This is a genomic window from Amycolatopsis sp. NPDC104775, assembly GCF_055583325.1.
Genome location: NZ_JBVJOE010000002.1, coordinates 44,839 through 60,792, shown reverse-complemented (window position 1 = coordinate 60,792; position 15,954 = coordinate 44,839). Strand labels below are relative to the sequence as shown.

The 15,954-nt window shown below is 68.6% G+C and carries 15 protein-coding genes; 7 read left to right on the top strand and 8 right to left on the bottom strand.

The window, feature by feature from the left end:
• Window positions 1-50: 50 nt before the first annotated feature.
• The 3 genes from ACZ63D_RS09180 to ACZ63D_RS09170 form a co-directional block, all read right to left on the bottom strand.
• Window positions 51-1,679: a peptide ABC transporter substrate-binding protein gene (locus ACZ63D_RS09180; RefSeq protein ID WP_465353785.1), complete on the bottom strand. Its 1,629-nt coding sequence runs from the start codon at window positions 1,677-1,679 to the stop codon at window positions 51-53.
• 205 nt (window positions 1,680-1,884) lie between these two features.
• Entirely contained in the window at window positions 1,885-2,838 is a 954-nt protein-coding gene (locus ACZ63D_RS09175) for a Ppx/GppA phosphatase family protein (RefSeq protein ID WP_465353784.1), read from the bottom strand.
• Between the two features lie 131 nt (window positions 2,839-2,969).
• Window positions 2,970-4,052, bottom strand: coding sequence for a lytic transglycosylase domain-containing protein (locus ACZ63D_RS09170; protein WP_465353783.1), 1,083 nt, complete (start codon window positions 4,050-4,052; stop codon window positions 2,970-2,972).
• Between the two features lie 153 nt (window positions 4,053-4,205).
• On the opposite strand from ACZ63D_RS09170, the gene ACZ63D_RS09165 reads away from it, so the two are divergent.
• Window positions 4,206-4,880, top strand: a complete 675-nt coding sequence (locus ACZ63D_RS09165) for a hypothetical protein (protein WP_465353782.1) — start codon at window positions 4,206-4,208, stop codon at window positions 4,878-4,880.
• Window positions 4,881-5,115: 235 nt separating this feature from the next.
• Here ACZ63D_RS09165 and ACZ63D_RS09160 read toward each other — a convergent pair whose 3' ends face one another.
• From ACZ63D_RS09160 to ACZ63D_RS09145, 4 genes are all read right to left on the bottom strand, one after another.
• The gene (locus ACZ63D_RS09160; RefSeq protein WP_183124805.1) at window positions 5,116-5,637 is read right to left on the bottom strand and encodes a DUF501 domain-containing protein; all 522 of its coding nucleotides are present in this window, start codon (window positions 5,635-5,637) and stop codon (window positions 5,116-5,118) included.
• A gap of 774 nt (window positions 5,638-6,411) precedes the next feature.
• The gene (locus ACZ63D_RS09155) at window positions 6,412-6,777 is read right to left on the bottom strand and encodes a septum formation initiator family protein (RefSeq protein ID WP_465354732.1); all 366 of its coding nucleotides are present in this window, start codon (window positions 6,775-6,777) and stop codon (window positions 6,412-6,414) included.
• A 193-nt stretch (window positions 6,778-6,970) separates the two neighbouring features.
• Window positions 6,971-8,257 carry a phosphopyruvate hydratase gene (gene eno, locus ACZ63D_RS09150; RefSeq protein WP_465353781.1) on the bottom strand — a complete coding sequence of 429 codons (1,287 nt, stop codon included), beginning with the start codon at window positions 8,255-8,257 and terminating at the stop codon, window positions 6,971-6,973.
• A 115-nt stretch (window positions 8,258-8,372) separates the two neighbouring features.
• Window positions 8,373-8,855, bottom strand: coding sequence for a VOC family protein (locus ACZ63D_RS09145; RefSeq protein WP_465353780.1), 483 nt, complete (start codon window positions 8,853-8,855; stop codon window positions 8,373-8,375).
• 70 nt (window positions 8,856-8,925) lie between these two features.
• Here ACZ63D_RS09145 and ACZ63D_RS09140 point away from each other — a divergent pair, with 70 nt between their 5' ends.
• Together ACZ63D_RS09140 and ACZ63D_RS09135 are read left to right on the top strand one after the other, a co-directional pair.
• Entirely contained in the window at window positions 8,926-9,330 is a 405-nt protein-coding gene (locus ACZ63D_RS09140) for a tetratricopeptide repeat protein (protein WP_465353779.1), read from the top strand.
• A gap of 206 nt (window positions 9,331-9,536) precedes the next feature.
• On the top strand, window positions 9,537-9,719 hold the full coding sequence (locus ACZ63D_RS09135; RefSeq protein WP_465353778.1) for a hypothetical protein: 183 nt from the start codon (window positions 9,537-9,539) through the stop codon (window positions 9,717-9,719).
• Between the two features lie 717 nt (window positions 9,720-10,436).
• On the opposite strand, the gene ACZ63D_RS09130 is transcribed toward ACZ63D_RS09135, so the two are convergent.
• Window positions 10,437-11,147, bottom strand: coding sequence for a lysozyme family protein (locus tag ACZ63D_RS09130; RefSeq protein WP_465354731.1), 711 nt, complete (start codon window positions 11,145-11,147; stop codon window positions 10,437-10,439).
• Between the two features lie 359 nt (window positions 11,148-11,506).
• On the opposite strand from ACZ63D_RS09130, the gene efeU reads away from it, so the two are divergent.
• The 4 genes from efeU (at window position 11,507) to ACZ63D_RS09110 (ending at window position 15,953) form a co-directional block, all read left to right on the top strand.
• The gene (gene efeU, locus ACZ63D_RS09125) at window positions 11,507-12,358 is read left to right on the top strand and encodes an iron uptake transporter permease EfeU (RefSeq protein ID WP_465353777.1); all 852 of its coding nucleotides are present in this window, start codon (window positions 11,507-11,509) and stop codon (window positions 12,356-12,358) included.
• A gap of 2 nt (window positions 12,359-12,360) precedes the next feature.
• Window positions 12,361-13,512 carry an iron uptake system protein EfeO gene (gene efeO, locus ACZ63D_RS09120; protein ID WP_465353776.1) on the top strand — a complete coding sequence of 384 codons (1,152 nt, stop codon included), beginning with the start codon at window positions 12,361-12,363 and terminating at the stop codon, window positions 13,510-13,512.
• Complete coding sequence (gene efeB, locus ACZ63D_RS09115) at window positions 13,509-14,783, top strand: iron uptake transporter deferrochelatase/peroxidase subunit (RefSeq protein WP_465353775.1); 1,275 nt, start codon at window positions 13,509-13,511, stop codon at window positions 14,781-14,783. The genes efeO and efeB overlap by 4 nt, the downstream gene beginning before the upstream one ends.
• A gap of 105 nt (window positions 14,784-14,888) precedes the next feature.
• On the top strand, window positions 14,889-15,953 hold the full coding sequence (locus ACZ63D_RS09110) for an LLM class flavin-dependent oxidoreductase (protein WP_465353774.1): 1,065 nt from the start codon (window positions 14,889-14,891) through the stop codon (window positions 15,951-15,953).
• Window position 15,954 lies beyond the last annotated feature (1 nt).

The window sequence follows — 15,954 nt, the reverse complement described above, 5'->3', positions numbered from 1 at the left end:
CTGGCGCGAACACTCACGAGCCGCGTGGTGGGAACGGACGAGTCAGCGCATCACTTCTTGAGGACCTCGACCGACGAGTAGTCCGCGCGGCGGCGGAAGTCGAGGACCACGGTCTTGGTGTGCTTCGACTTGGCCGCGACGCCCTTCTCGTCCCACACCGGGATCGAGGGCAGGTCCTTCGCGATCAGGTCCTCGGCCTGCTGGTACAGCTTCACCGCGGCGTCCTTGTCCGCGGTCGAGTCCGCCTGCTTGAGCAGGGCGTCGACCTGCGGGTTGGAGTACGTCGAGTCGTTCGACGAGGCCCCGGTCCGGTAGATCGGGTTGAGGAAGTCCTCAATGGACGGATAGTCCGCCGACCAGTCGGAACGGCCCATGCCGGTCAGCTTGTGCCCGGTCACGATGCTGCGCCACTGGCCGAAGTCGGTCGCCGGAACGAAATCGCATTCGACGCCGAGCGTGTTCTTGATGCTGTTGCACGCGGCCACCAGCGGTTCCTTGCGGCCGCCGTCGGCGTTCGAGGCGATGGTGAGCTTGCCCGTGAACCCGGACTTCGCGAAGAGTTCTTTCGCCTTCGCCGGGTTGAACTTGCAGTACTCGCCGCACACGCCCGGCCGGAAGCCCGCGATCCCCTGGGAGACATAGCTGTCCGCGGGGACGTAGGTGTCGTGCATGACCGTCTTGGTGATCTGCTCGCGGTCGATCGCCATCGAAATCGCCCGGCGCAGGTCGAGGTTGTTGTAACCGGGCACGTAGTACGGCACCGCGATCGTGCTGATCCCCAGCAGGTGCCCGGTGACCAGGTTGTCCTTGAGGTCGGTCTTGTACTTCTCCGCGGTGAGCGCGGACGGCGGCAGCGTCTCGATGAAGTCGAGCTTGTTGCTCAGCAGGTCCTGGTAGGCGGTTTCCTGGCTGGCGTAGATCTTGACGTCCAGGTCCTTGAACTTGACCTTGTCCGGGCCCTGGTAGTCGTCGAACCGCGTCAGCTTGATGTCGACGTTCGGCGTGCGGCTGACGAACTTCATCGGGCCGTTGCCGATCGGGTGCTTCGCGAAAGCCTCGGGGTCCTTGAAGAAGGAGTCCGGCAGCGGCGCGAACGCGGTGTAGCCGATCTTGGTGGTGAACACCGAGAACGGCGCGTCCAGGGTCACCTGGAACTCGTAGTCGCCCTTGACGGCCAGGCCGGACATCTTGTCCTTGGCCGGCTTCGCCCCCTTGTCGGCGGGGTGGACGTCGGAGTAGCCCGCGATGTTCTCGAAGAACGTGCTGTTGATCTGGCCGTTCGCCGAGTTGGCCCCGTAGTTCCAGGCGTCGACGAAGTTCTTCGCCTTGACCTCGGTGCCGTCGTGGAACTTCCAGCCGTGCTTGATCTTGATGTCGTAGACCTTGGAGTCGGTCGTGGTGATCGACTCCGCCATCAGGTTGAACGGTTCGCCGCTGTCGCCCTTGTACGCGACGAGTCCGGAGAACATCGGGTCGACGGCCTTGGAACCGCCGAGCTCGTTGGTGTTAGTGGGGATCAGCGTGTTCTGCGGTTCCGTGCCGTAGACCGTGAAGGTCCCGTTCGGATCCGCTTCTCCTGACGACCCGCTGCTGGATCCGCCGCCCCCACAGGCAGTCAGGAGCAGTGACAAGGTTGTCACGACCGCGGCCGCGCTCCAGAGCCTGGATGAACCCCGCATGTCCCCTCCGTTTCTCGCGTCCGAATAGCGAGATGGAGGCTAGCGGGATCAGCCCTTCGTAACCGGGTCGCCGGGTTGCACCTGAATAACGACACCGTTCATCACCCGGTTAGCTCACAACGAACTGCGCTTGATGACTTACGGTGGTTTTGGTACGCGCTTGGACCCGGGATGCGCGCCCGGTGATCTCGGCACTGCGGAGCGTTCAGGCGAGGGACAAAGCGATGCCGTCCAGGATGTCGTGCTCGCTCACGACCAATTGGTCCGGACCGCCGCGCGCGGCGAGTTCCTCGGCGAGCACCTGGACGACGACCGCGCCGCCGCCGATCACGTCGACCCGGCCCGGGTGGATCACCGGGTTCCCGGCGCGGGTCTCGCGGTCGGCCGCGAGGAGGTTTTCCGCGACCCGGTCGATCTCGCCGTGGGTCAGTTTCGACAGGTGGATGCGCTCGGAGTCGTACTCCGGCAGCCCCAGCGAAACCGCTGACAACGTGGTCACCGTGCCGGCCACGCCGATCCAGGTGCGGGCCTTCGCGACGTCCACGACATCGAACGCCTCGGCGAGGATGCCGCGGGCCAGTTCACGGGCCGCGGAGACCTCGTCGGCCGTCGGCGGGTCGTCCTTCAACGCACGCTCGGTGATCCGGACGCACCCGATGTCGACGGATTTCGCGGCGGTCACCTCAGCCTCGCGACCGTTCCAGGTGCCGAGGACGAGTTCGGTGGAGCCACCGCCGACGTCGACGACCACGAACGGCCCGTCGTCCGGGTCCTGCTCGCCAACCGCGCCGGTGAAGGACAGTCGAGCTTCCTCGTCCCCGCTGATCACTTCGGCCTCGACGCCGAGCGTCTCGCGGGTCATCGCGAAAAACTCGTCGCGGTTGCTCGCGTCGCGGGTCGCGGAGGTAGCGACCATGCGCACCTTCTCAACGCCCTTGCGCCGCGCGGCAACGGTGTAGTCCGCGAGCGCGGCACGGGTGCGCTCCAGCGCTTCCGGCGCGAGCCGGCCCGTGGCGTCGACGCCCTGGCCCAGCCGCACGATGCGCATCTCGCGGTGCAGGTCGCGCAGGTCGACCGTGCCGTCGTGGCGCGGCGTCAACTCGGCGACGAGCAGACGGATGGAGTTGGTCCCACAGTCGATCGCAGCTACCCGAGGCATGCGTCTGACTTTACTTGGTCTCCAGCGCTTCGCAGACGAGGCGACCCTCTCTTTCCGACCGTACGCGTCCGCCGCGTTTCGCCTCGGAATAGCGGGAAAACACGCCTAATTGATGGGTTTAAGCGAGGGATTCACCCCGCAGGAGGCGTCTCGCTGCCCGAGGGAAGATTGCTCGACGGGCGGCAGGTCGGAGTCGTCGATGTCGTCGCTGACGTTGTTGTCGTGGTCGACGTACTGGTGCCGCAGGTCGGACTGCTGGACCCAGTGGTCGGACTAGTAGTCGGGCTGCCCGAAGGATTCCCGCTCGGCGGCAGCGCAGTAGGCGTCACCGACGGCCCGCCCGTCGAAACCGGCAACGAAGACTCAGTAGTCCGAGGCTGCCCCTCCGGATTCGCTGGCGGCGCGGAACTGGACGTCGGCGGTGCAGGAGCCCCGACGGGAACCGGACTGTCCGGCAGTTGCGCGACGCCCTTACGGTAAGCCTCCGCCCAGAGAATGACCGTGGTGACGTAGGCGTCGGAATTGTTGTAGCGGTAAATCGCGGTCCGCAACTGGTCTGGATTGGCCAGGTCGAGCCCACCGGAGCAGAGATAACGCGCCGCCGCGAGCGAAGCGTCGAAGAGATTGCTGGGATCGGCCTTGCCGTCGCCGTTGCCGTCCGCCGCGTAGGTCCGCCAGGTCGCCGGAATGAACTGGAACGGCCCCACAGCACGATCCCAAACCGGGTCCTGGTCGAGCACGCCATGATCGGTGTCCGGAATCGCCGCGTACGGACCAGTCCCGTTGAGCTGGGGTCCAAGGATTGGCTGGAGTGTCGTCCCAGCGGCGTCGACATACCCGCCACGCGCGTGATTCGACTCGATCCGGCCGATGCTCGCGATGAGCGCCCAGTCGATATGACACCCCGGCTGTTCTTTCCCCAGCACGTCCGCCGCGTGCCGATACGCGACCAGCGCGGTAGCCGGAATCCCGAGCGGCCCGTCCGGAAGGTCGTACGCGGGAAGCGGAACCGGTGCTGGCGCGTCCGGCAGCCGCCCGTCGACCGCGACGCCGCGGATACCCGGGTCGTAGCCCTGATCAGGCAGGACGTCCGCCGTGTGCACCACCGGCATCCGCCCGGCCCACCCGGCGACCACTCCCGCGCCGATGGTCGCCGGAAGCACCCCGAGAACCCCCGCGAGCACAGCGACGACGGTCCGATGCCGCGAAGCCACCCGCCGAGCCCGATAACGCCCCCGCCGAGCCCGCACCCGAACACGACCAACCCACCAAACCCTGCCCGGCGGCGGGCCGACTAGCGCTGGGGGCTTTCGGGGTTTGGCCGTTTTGGCGGGTGTTTCCGCTGGAGTGGTTGCCGCTTCGGCGGTTTGTTCTTCTGCGGCTATTTCGCTACCGCACTCAGCAGGCGCATCGCCGCCAACGTCGCGAGCGGCCGGTTCGTCCCCCGCTTGTTCGGCGAGCGCCGAGCCGCCAGCGACCGCATCGTCGCCAACTTCACCCGCCGCTTCCCCGTCCGCGCGGGGCTCACCAACCGCTGCACCGTCACCGGTTCCCTGGAACGCCTCAACACCAGCAGTTCCACCATCACCAGGCGAAACTCCGCCAGCATCAGCCGCGCAGGCACCGTCAGCAGTCCTACTGGTCTCCCCGCCACTGGCCCCAGCACCGGACGCTCCACTGTTATCAGTGACCTCACTGCCAGCGCTGGTCTTCTCGCCGCCGCTCCCACCGCCGGAAGCTTCACCGCAGCCAGTCACGTCGCCGCCAGCACTGGCTTCCTCATCGCCGCTCCCGCCACCGGAGGCTCCACCGTCGCAAGCAGCGTCACTGCTAGCGCTGATCTCCTCATCGGAAGCTCTGCCGTCGCCATCCGCACTGGCTTGCTCGCCACCGCTCCCACCAGAAGCTCCACCGCAGCCAGTCACGTCGCCGCCAACACCGGCCTTCTCGCCACCGACCGCACCGGCACTTCCACCCGCGCCATCAACCAAGTCGTCATCAACCGAGCCGCCAGCCACACCCGCCGCGCCACCGGCCACTGACTCCCCCGCACCGCCCACCACCGGCTCGACCCGGCCGTCCGCAGCAGGAGACGCCTCAGCACGCACCGACCGCCGAAATCCGCGTGGCACCCGCACTTTCCGCCCCTCCCCAGCGCGCCCGGCGGTGCACCCGGGCTCGCCTGCTCGGTGTGAAGCTCCGGTGCGCGCCGCGAAGCGTTCCCACCCAGGCGGGCACCGGCCTCTGTTGTGCCTATCCGCGCCCGAGACCGGAGCGTTACCCGGCGCAGTCGCCCGTCGGCCAGCCTTGTTCGCGGACCCAGGCGAGGGTCTCGTCGCCGAACGGGTTCACCCCAGGTCCGGCCGCGAGCGTGTGCGCGAGGTGGACGTGCAGGCATTTCACCCGCCCGGGCATCCCGCCCGCGGTCACCTGCGTGCCGAGCGACTCGATGGCGTCCCGCTCGGCGAGGTACGTCTCATGCGTACGCTGGTAGGCCGCCGCGAGTTCGGGGTCGGTGGTAAGCCGTTCGGTCATCTCCTTCATCACGCCGGACGCCTCCAGCGTGCCCACCATCGACGTCAGCCGCGGACAGGTTAAGTAGTACAACGTCGGGAACGGCGTACCGTTCTCCAGCCGCGGACTGGTCTGGACCACCGAGGGATGCCCGCTGGGGCACCGCGCGGCCACTGCCCGCAGGGCTCGCGGCGGCCGTCCGAGCTGCTGCGCGATGACCTCCCGGTCGGCATCGGTGACGGGCTCGAATCGGGGTGTCTCCGTGCTGCTGTTCACGCTCTCCAGGCTAATGCCGCCGTCCGGCCGGCCCCTCGCGACCTCCGCCGAAACGGCCGAGTTGTCCACAACTACCAGACCGTGTGGACAACTCGCCGCACCTGCCTCCGCCGCCCTCGCGATGTGGTTAACGTGGAAACCAGTCGACGGCCACCGCGAAATCAACACATCGGAAAGAACGGGGCATCAGAAACGCTGATCGAAAAACTCAAGCCACCACGAGGATTCTGCGACCGCCCAGTCTCGAGAACACCCGCAACCGCAAGGAGCGTGCCCAAGGACTCAACCGCGTCAAGCACCGAGAGCCACCAGCGACCCATCCGGCGAGGGACCTGACCGACCCACCCAGCGAGGATCCGACCCGCCCGGCAAGTCACCCGAGCGACCCGCCCGAGGAGGAATCCCACCGAACCGCCCGGCGAGGCGACTTGGCCACGGCACCCAGGCAAACCCGCGCCTAGCCATCCGCACGGCCTGAAACCGCGCTCAGCCATCCGCGGCAAGAAATCTCACCCGGCCATCGGCACGGCCCGAAACCTCACCCGGCCATCCGCGCCGTCCGAAACCTCACCCAGCCATCCGCACGGCCCGAAACCCGCAGCCAGCCACCAGTACGGCGAGAAACCTCACCCAGCCATCCGCACGGTCCGGAACCGCACTCAGCCATCCGCACGGCCCGAAACCCGCACCCAGCCACCCGTACGGCAAGAAACCTCACCCAGCCATCCGCAGCAAGAACCCTCAGCCTCCGGAAAGCCAACCTCCGGCAACCGGCCGAAAACCTCAACCCCCGGAAACCTGCGCCCACAGGTTCTCGTACCAAGGCGCCTGCGGAGCGGGCTGCTGCCCAGGCTGAGCGGCCGTCGGCGAGCCGGGCTGGTCCTCGGGAAGCTGGACCATCCACGGGGTCTCGCCCGGCTTCACGTACCGGAGCCGGCGGCGGGCTTCCGCCTCGATCTGGGCCGGGTCGCTCAGCTGGGCTTTGCGGTCGCGCAGCTGAGCGACCTCGCGCTGAAGCTGGGCGAGCTGCGCTTCCTGGTCGCGGACCTCGGAACGCTGGGAAAGGTAGGTGCGCAACGGAACCGCGACGGTGAACGCCAGGGCGCACACCACGATCGCCACCACGGCGGCGCGCCGGGTGGTCGACATGCCGAGCACCTTGGCCGCACCGGAGGCGCGTTTCGCCGCCAGGCCGCGGCGCAGCCGGGCCCTGGTCGTCTCCGTCGTGCCCGCGCCGGTGCGGCGCCGGGCCGAAGCGGGACGGCGGGCCCTGCTGGACCCGCTTCCCGCGGCCCGGCCGCCGCGGCGGTTGCGCGCCCTCCCCCGGTCGGCCATGTGCCCCTCAGGCCTCCGCGCTGAACCGCGGGAAGGCGAGGTCGCCGGCGTAGCGCGCGGCGTCCGCGAGGGTTTCCTCGATGCGCAGGAGCTGGTTGTACTTCGCGATCCGCTCGCCGCGCGCCGGGGCTCCGGTCTTGATCTGGCCGACGCCGGTGGCGACCGCGAGGTCGGCGATGAAGGTGTCCTCGGTCTCGCCGGACCGGTGGCTCATCATCGACTTGTAGCCGTACGACGTGGCGAGCGACACCGCGTCCAGCGTCTCCGAGAGCGTGCCGATCTGGTTGACCTTCACCAGCAGCGCGTTCGCCGCGCGGCGGGTGATGCCCTCCTCGAGCCGGTCCGGGTTGGTGACGAACAGGTCGTCGCCGACGAGCTGGACCTTGTCGCCGATCTCGGAGGTCAGCTGGACCCAGCCGTCCCAGTCGTCCTCGCTCAGCGGGTCCTCGATGGAGACCAGCGGGTAGTCGCGCAGCAGTTCGCCGTAGTACGCGGACATCTGCTCGGCGCTGCGCTTCGAACCCTCGAAGGTGTAGGCGCCGTCGGAGTAGAACTCGGTCGCGGCGACGTCCAGCGCGAGAGCGACGTCCCGGCCCGGGGCGTAGCCCGCCTTCTCGATCGCGGCGAGGATCAGGTCGAGCGCCTCGCGGTTGTTGGCGAGACTCGGCGCGAAACCACCCTCGTCGCCGAGGCCGGTGGCCAGGCCGCGGCCCTTAAGCACGGACTTGAGCGCGTGGTACACCTCAGTGCCCCAGCGCAGCGCCTCGCGGAACGACTCCGCGCCGATCGGCGCGATCATGAACTCCTGGATGTCGACGTCGGTGTCGGCGTGCGCACCGCCGTTGAGGATGTTCAGCATCGGCACCGGCAGCACGTGTGCGTTCGGCCCGCCCAGGTAGCGGAACAGCTCCAGCTCGGACGACTCCGCGGCGGCTTTCGCGACGGCCAGCGAGACGCCGAGGATGGCGTTCGCGCCGAGCCGCGACTTCGCCGGCGTGCCGTCGAGGTCCACCAGCTTCTGGTCGACGATCCGCTGGTCGACCGCGTCGACGCCGACCAGGTCCGGCCCGATCTCGTCGAGCACCGCGGCGACCGCGCGCTCCACGCCCTTGCCGTTGTAGCGGCCGGTGTCCCCGTCGCGCAGCTCGACCGCTTCGTGCTCGCCGGTCGACGCCCCGGACGGGACCGCCGCCCGAGCCAGAGTGCCGTCGTCGAGCGCCACCTCCACCTCGACGGTCGGGTTCCCGCGCGAATCGAGAATCTCGCGCGCGCCTACCTGCTCGATGAGAGCCACGCTCTGCTCCTTGGTGGGTCGTGCCTGCGGTGACGCCGCCCAGAGTAACCGCCCAGCGGGTTCACCCGTTGGAGGCCAGGCCGGTGCCGGGCCGTTCCGCTGCGTGTTCTCCAGCTCAGCCGGGCACTTCGTCGGCGGCCTGGTCCTCCGGACGGACCTCGCGCCACCCCGACGGCAGCTCGACCTGGTCGGTCACCTGCTGCCAGAACGTCCAGCTGTTGCCGCCGGGATCGGCGACGGTGAAGATCCGCGCACCGTAGGGCTGGTCCTGCGGCGGTTCCGGCGCGGCGTCCTCGCCGAGCATCGCGGACACGCGCTCGTACTGCGCGTCGACGTCGGTCACATACACGACGTTCAACTGCCCGACCGGCCCTTCGACCCCCTTGGCCTCCCAGTATTCGGGACCGACCCCGGCCAGCTGGAGGCGCGCGTCGCCGGCGCGGAGCGTCGCCTGGAAGACCTCGCCCGCCCCGTCCTCGAAGCGGACTTCCTCGGTGAAGCCGAACACCCTGGTCAGCCACGCGAGCGCGGCGGTCGCATCGCTGTAGTAGAGGTACGGCGCCAGTCCCACGTAGTCGGGTTCCTGATCGCTGCTCATGGCGGAACAGTCCATCACGCCTCCTCTGACGCTCGTGCAACGCCCTCCGCGCCGGTATCGTGAAGCGACCATGACGGACGCCGCAGCAGCCCCCGAACCCGACGGCGAATCGCGCTTCCGCAGGTTCCGAAACGCCGAACACCTCGTCGCACGGCGACGCCCGCTCGACGCGCTCAAGGAACTCGAACCCCTGCTCGCCGACGAGCCGGACAAGCCGAGCGTGCAGCTGCTCGCCGGGCGCGCGTACTTCCACTCCGCCCAGCTGCGCCGCGCGGAAAGCGCCTTCACCCGCGTCCTGGAGCTGGACCCCACCGACCACTACGCCCGGTTCGTGCTCGGCCGCACACTCCAGCGCCTCGGCCGTTTGGCCGAGGCGCTGGCACAACTGCGGATGGCCTCGGCGATGAACCCGGTGCCGGAGTATCTCGAAGCGATCAGCGAGGTCAGGGCGAGGATCACGCTCAGCGACCACTGAGCCCGCCCCTCCCGAACGTGCACCCGCCGGGGCACTCCCGGGCAACCACCGGATCCAGCCCGGCCCCGGCGCGTCTTCTCAAGTGAACAGGGCAGCGGGGAAGCCTGGCCATCCGGCGACCCGGCTCGGCCGGTCGGCCGATCCGGGCAGACCGGACTCAGCGCGATCCTTGGTGTCATCACAGAGAGCGATTTGAGGAGGCCGACATGACCGCGCTGACCGTGATCGGAGCGACCGCCGGGCTGCTCGTGCTGGTGCTGATGGCGCTGGCACCGGCACTCGTCGAACTGAACGAACGCCACCCCGTCCAGCCGCGCAAGCAGCCGGTGCGCGCCGAGGCCCGTCCGCGGAAGCCGGTGCGAGTGAACGCCGCGCTGTCGACCCACTGACGGCGGGCTTGATCGGCTGCGACGGCGGGGCCTTCTGGCCAGACCGCAGCCGCCTGCCCGACGGAGCCAGGCAGGGGAACAGCGCCGCGAGGTGGCTGACGCCGGATGGCTGGCCGCCCGCCGGGCCGAGCCGTTGAACGAAGCAAGTCAGGCCATCCCTCGCGACGGCCGCCCACGTGCTACCGGATCAGCAGGCCGTCAGCCGAACCGGATCAACGCTGCACAGTCGCCAGGCGCGCGAGCTGAAAACACCGCGCACGACAGCCACCACCCCAGCGAGCCACAGGCCGAGCTGGACTAGCGCGCCACGCCGAGCACCCACCAACCGCATTTACTCAGGCCATCGCACGCGACGGCCCATCCTCCACGTGCCACCGGGTCACGCCGGATCAGCGCGCCACACCACACAGCCGCCAGCCGCGCTAAACCCAAACCACCGCGCACGACACGGGTCACCGCCGCGCCGGACCGGTGCGCCAGGCTGCACAGCCGCCATCCGCACCAGATCAAACCACCACGCACGACGGCGACCACGCCAACCGGTCACCGGCCGCGCCGGACCGGCGCACCACTCAACCGCCACCCAAATCAGGCCGGAACCCGCACGCCAAGCCAGCGACTATCGCACCAACACGCCACCAGCCGAAACACCGGACCAAGCCGCCGCCGCCAACCGCCTAGGTCAGGCCCTCCCGCCGACCAATCCCCCGCCCCCGCTCAGGGAGCCACACTCTCCGCCGCGTAGGAATCCGCTGCGGCGAAAACATCCTGCACGTAGTTGACCGCCGGGTTGTAGAGCGACATCGCCTTCCACCAGCCTGCCGGGGTGCCCAGGTCGTCGTCGCCGGAGCAGAGGTAGCGGGCCGCGGTGAAGGCCGCGTCGTCGAGGTTTCGGGGGTCCGCTGCTTTACCGTCGCCGTTCGCTCGCTGGGCGTGTTTGTGCCAGGCGGACGGCATGATCCGCAGCGGGCCGACTCGGTGGTCCGCGGTGCGGTCGTCGTCGAGTTTTCCTTGGTCGGTGTCGGGGGCTTCCGCCGGGCCGGGGTTCACCGTCATGGTGCCGTCGGGGCCGGGTTTTTCCGTTCCGAAGGCCAGGTTTCCGATCGCCGCGAGTGTTGCCCACGACAGGTGGCACGACGGTTTCTGCCGCTGCATCCACATTTCCGCGCGCCCGTACGCGGCGAGCACTCGCGCGTCCAGTCGCGTCTTTCCGGCGACCCGGGTCGCCCACGCGTCCAGTTCCGCTTGATCGGAGACGAGCGGGCGGTCCGGCGGGGCGGCCAAGCCGACTCGCGGGGCTTCGGAGCCGGGTTGGGGGCGCGGTTCCGGTTTGGCCGACGCCGGCGGCGGGGCGGCCACGGCGGGAGGGGCGGGCGGGTTCGGGTTCTGGATCCCGATGGTCACCACCAGCACGACCCCGGTCAGCACCAGACCCAGCGCGAACGCGATGCGGCTCGGGTAGCGGCGCGGCGGACCCGCCGGAGACGGGGTGATAGTCGGCTGAGTGGTATCGGCCACTCGGACAGGTTACTGATGAACCCGCGAGGGGGACGCTGGACTGGGCGAATGGCAAGCGGATGGTTAACTCCGCAGCAAAGCCGCCCAGGTCACACAATTCGTTACGTGATCCGTCGGCGACGCTCTGACCTGCGGTTACCCTAACCTAACTCCTCAAAGAACGCCATTTTGCCCGTTTTGCCTAGCCCGCTCAGCGAACCTCCCTCTGGACTTACAGGCAAGCCTTACCTAAAAACATCAGGTCAGGTAGTCGAAGGAGGGCTGAAACAGTGGTGTTTTCGAGCGCGCTCATCGGGCTGCGCGAAGGCCTCGAAGCCGCTCTCGTGGTGAGCATCCTGGTCGCCTTCCTCGTCAAAACCGATCGACGGCACGCGCTGCGGTTCGTGTGGCCCGGCGTCGGCGCGGCCGTGCTGCTGTCGATCGGCGTCGGCGCGATCCTCACCTACAGCACCGCGCAGCTGAGCTTTGAGCATCAGGAACTGCTCGGCGGGAGTCTTTCCATTGTCGCGGTCGTTTTCGTGACCGCGATGATCTTCTGGATGCGCAAAGCTTCCCGGCACATCGCGGCCGAGCTGCGCGGCAAGATGGAGGACGCGCTGAAGGTCGGTCTGGCGGCGGTGCTGCTGTTGTCGTTCCTCGCGGTGGGCCGCGAAGGGCTCGAAACCGCCGTGTTCTTCTACTCGGCCGTGCAGACCGCGCAATCCGACACCCTGCAGCCGCTGATCGGGTTCGTGATCGGGATCGCCGCCGCGATCGTGCTCGCCTACCTGCTCTACCGCGGCGCGGTGCGGTTCAACCTGGCGAAGTTCTTCACGATCACCGGCGTGCTGCTGGTGTTCGTCGCCGCCGGTGTCCTCGGCTACGGCCTGCACGACCTCCAGGAAGCCGGATTCATTCCCGGACTGACCACGCTCGCCTTCGACGCGTCGAGCACGCTTCCGGAGACCTCCTGGTACGGCGCGCTGCTCAAGGGAATCTTCAACTACTCGCAGCAAACCACTGTGCTGCAAGCGATCGCGTGGGTCGCCTACGTGGCGATCGTGCTGCCGCTGTTCCTCAAGCCCGCCCGCAAGACCAAGACCGAGGCGGCTCCGGCCGCCCCGGCCGCCGCCAAGGAGTGACAGTGCCCCAGTTCCGCAAAACCTCGACGGCTGTGCTCACCGGCCTCGGCGCGCTCGTCGCGCTGACCGCCTGCGACAGCACGAACTCCGCGTCCGGTCCGTCCGGCGCGGCCGCGGGCGGGCCGATCAAGGTCGAGGCGTCCGACACCGCCTGTTCGGTGTCGGCGACGACCGCGGCCGCGGGCAACCTGACCTTCGAGATCGCCAACAAGGGCAGCAAGGTCACCGAGTTCTACCTCTACGCCGAGGGCGACCGGATCATGGGCGAGGTCGAGAACATCGCGCCGGGACTGAACCGGCGGCTCATCGTCGAGGTCCCGGACGCGGGCAAGTACCAGACAGCGTGCAAGCCGGGCATGGCCGGCAACGGCATCCGCGGCGACTTCACCGTCACCGGCGGCGCGCAGAGCCAGAACAACGCCAGCGCGCAGAAAGCCGCTGCCACCAAGAGCTACGCGACCTACGTCGAGAACAACAGCTCCGCGCTGGAGACCGAAACCGCGAAGTTCGTCGCCGCAGTCAAGGCGGGCAAGCTCGACGAGGCGAAGGCCGAGTACGCGCGCACCCGCGTGTTCTACGAGCGGATCGAGCCGGTCGCGGAGAAGTTCGGCGACCTCGATCCGTCGATCGACGCCCGGGAGGCCGACGTCGAGCCGGGCCAGCAGTTCACCGGCTTCCACCGGCTGGAGAAGGACCTCTGGACGACCGGATTGAAGCCGGACAGCCCGCAGATCGCGGACAAGCTGCTCACCGACGTCAAGGCGCTCGTCGCCAAGACCAAGACGCTGCAACTGAGCGTGCTGGACCTGGCCAACGGCGCGAAGGGCCTGCTCGACGAGGTCGCGACCAAGAAGATCACCGGCGAGGAGGAGACCTTCTCGCACACCGACCTGTGGGACTTCCAGGCCAACCTCGACGGTTCCAAGGGCGCGATCGCCGCGCTGCGGCCGATCCTGCAGGAGCGCGACGCGGCCCTGGTGTCCACTTTGGACAAGGAATTCGCGAACGTGCAGGGCCTGCTGGACAAGACCCGCTCCGGGGACGGTTTCAAGTACTACAACGAACTCTCCCAGGACCAGATCAAGACGTTCGCCTCGGCGGTCGACGCGCTGAGCGAGCCGCTCAGCAAGGTCGCGGAGGTCGTGTCGAAGTGACCTCGCGAGCCGAGACCACCGAGGGAACCCGGGTTTCCCGCCGGAAGCTGTTCGGGCTGGCCGGCGCGGGGGTCGCGCTGGCCGGCGCGGGCGCGGCGGCCGGGGTCGGCATCGACCGGCTCGGCGGCGCCACCCCCGCCTCCGCCGCGGGGTCGACCGTGGACTTCCATGGCGAGCACCAGGCCGGGATCGTCACGCCGACGCAGCAGAACCTGCACTTCGCCGCGCTCGACGTGACCACGAAGGACGTCAAGAAGCTCCGCGAACTGCTGCGCACCTGGACGGCCGCGGCACGGCGGATGACCGCGGGCCAGGACGTCGGCCCGAACGGCGCGCTCGGCGGCTCGTCGCAAGCCCCGCCGGACGACACCGGCGAGGCACTCGACCTGCCCGCCTCCGAGCTGACGCTGACGATCGGCTTCGGCCCCTCCCTCTTCGACGACCGGTTCGGCCTCGCCTCGAAACGTCCGCCGCAGCTGATCGACCTTCCGGCGTTCCCGAAGGACAAACTCGACCCGGCCCGCAGCGGCGGCGACCTGTGCATCCAGGCCTGCGCGAACGATCCGCAGGTGGCGGTGCACGCGGTGCGCAACCTGGTGCGGCTTGGTTTCGGCGTCACGGAGGTGCGCTGGTCGCAGCTCGGGTTTGGACGCAGTTCCTCGACCTCGCGCTCGCAGCAGACGCCGCGCAACCTGTTCGGTTTCAAGGACGGCACCAACAACATCAAGGCCGAGGACACCGACGTGCTCCGCGACCAGGTGTGGGCGCAGGCCGGCGACGGGCAGGCCTGGATGGCCGGCGGCACCTACCTCGTGGCACGCCGGATCCGGATGCACATCGAAACCTGGGACCGCGAAACGCTCGACGGACAGGAGAAGATTGTCGGGCGCACCAAGGGAAGCGGCGCGCCGCTCGGGCAGACCGGCGAGTTCGACCAGGTCGACCTGCAGGTCGGCGGCGCGGGCGGGACCCCGCTGATCGCCGAGGACGCGCACATCCGGCTGGCCTCGCGCCAGACGCGCAAGGGCGTGCAGATCCTGCGCCGCGGCTACAACTTCGTCGACGGTTCCGACGGGGTCGGGCACCTCGAAGCGGGGCTGTTCTTCCTGGCGTTCAACCGGGACACCCGCACACAGTACGTCCCGATGCAGCAGGTGCTGTCGTCGAAGGACGCGATGATGGAGTACCTGCAGCACACCGGTTCCGCCCATTTCGCGATCCCGCCGGGCCTCACGCCGACCAGCAACTGGGGTGACGGGCTCTTCGCCTGACCAGTACAAACCGTCCCGCCCCGCCACTGCGTGGGACCGGTTGCCGGCGCCTTCCGGGCAAGCGACGGTGACCGCGTTCATCCGCGCGAGGTGAGGAGTTCGGTCGTGGTCGCTGTGGCACAGCCGCGGTTCGGGGTGTGGGCGGTCGTCTACGGGTCGTGGGGCCCGTTCGATCATCCGGACGATCCGGTGGACGCCAGCTGGGAGCGCAACCGGCGGCTGATCGTCGAGGCCGACCGGCTCGGCTTCGATTCGACGCTCATCGCACAGCACGTGGTGAACCCTTTCGGCGACGAACTGGACCAGCTGGACACGTGGACGTCCGCGGCGGCGCTCGCCGCGCTCACCGAACGGATCGAGATCATCGCGGCGATCAAGCCGTATCTCGTGCATCCGGTGGTGCTGGCGAAGCAGGCCCTGCAGATCCAGGAGATCAGCGGCGGCCGGTTCGGGCTGAACCTGGTCAACGCCTGGTACAAGCCGGAGCTGGAGCGGGCGGGCATTCCATTCGCCGAGCACGACGAACGGTATTCCTACGGCCGTGAATGGATCAGCGTCGTACGCGGGCTGCTGGCCGGTGAGCGGGTTTCGTTCGAGGGCAAGCATTTTCAGGTCGATGGATACCAGCTGCGGCCTGCTGGCTCGTCGCCGACTGTCTACGTGGGCGGCGAATCGGACCCGGCGCGAGCGCTGGTCGCGGACAAGGCCGACGTGTGGTTCATCAACGGGCAGCCGAAGGAGAACGTCGCCCGGCTGATCGCGGACGTCGCCGCCCGCCCTCGGAACGGTGCGCCGGTCCGTTTCGGACTGTCGGCATTCGTGGTGGCTCGCGAAACCGACGCCGAGGCGGAGGCGGAACTGGCGGCGTTGTGGGAGCTGGCGGAGGCAGGCAAGGCCCGCTGGGAGGCGCTGGTCGCGGATGCCGATCCGAAAGCGGTGATGTTCCAGACGTTCGCGAAGTACCCGCACATCGGCACGAACGGCGGCACCGCGGCCGGTCTGGTGGGCAGCTACGACACCGTCGCGCAGCGCATCCGCGAGTGGGCTGACCTGGGAATCGAGACGTTTATGCTGCAATTTCAGCCCTTCGAAGCGGAGATGCGGCGGTTCGCCGAGCACGTGATTCCGCGCGTGCGCTTGACTTCAAGCAAGCTTGAACTTGCACGGTAGA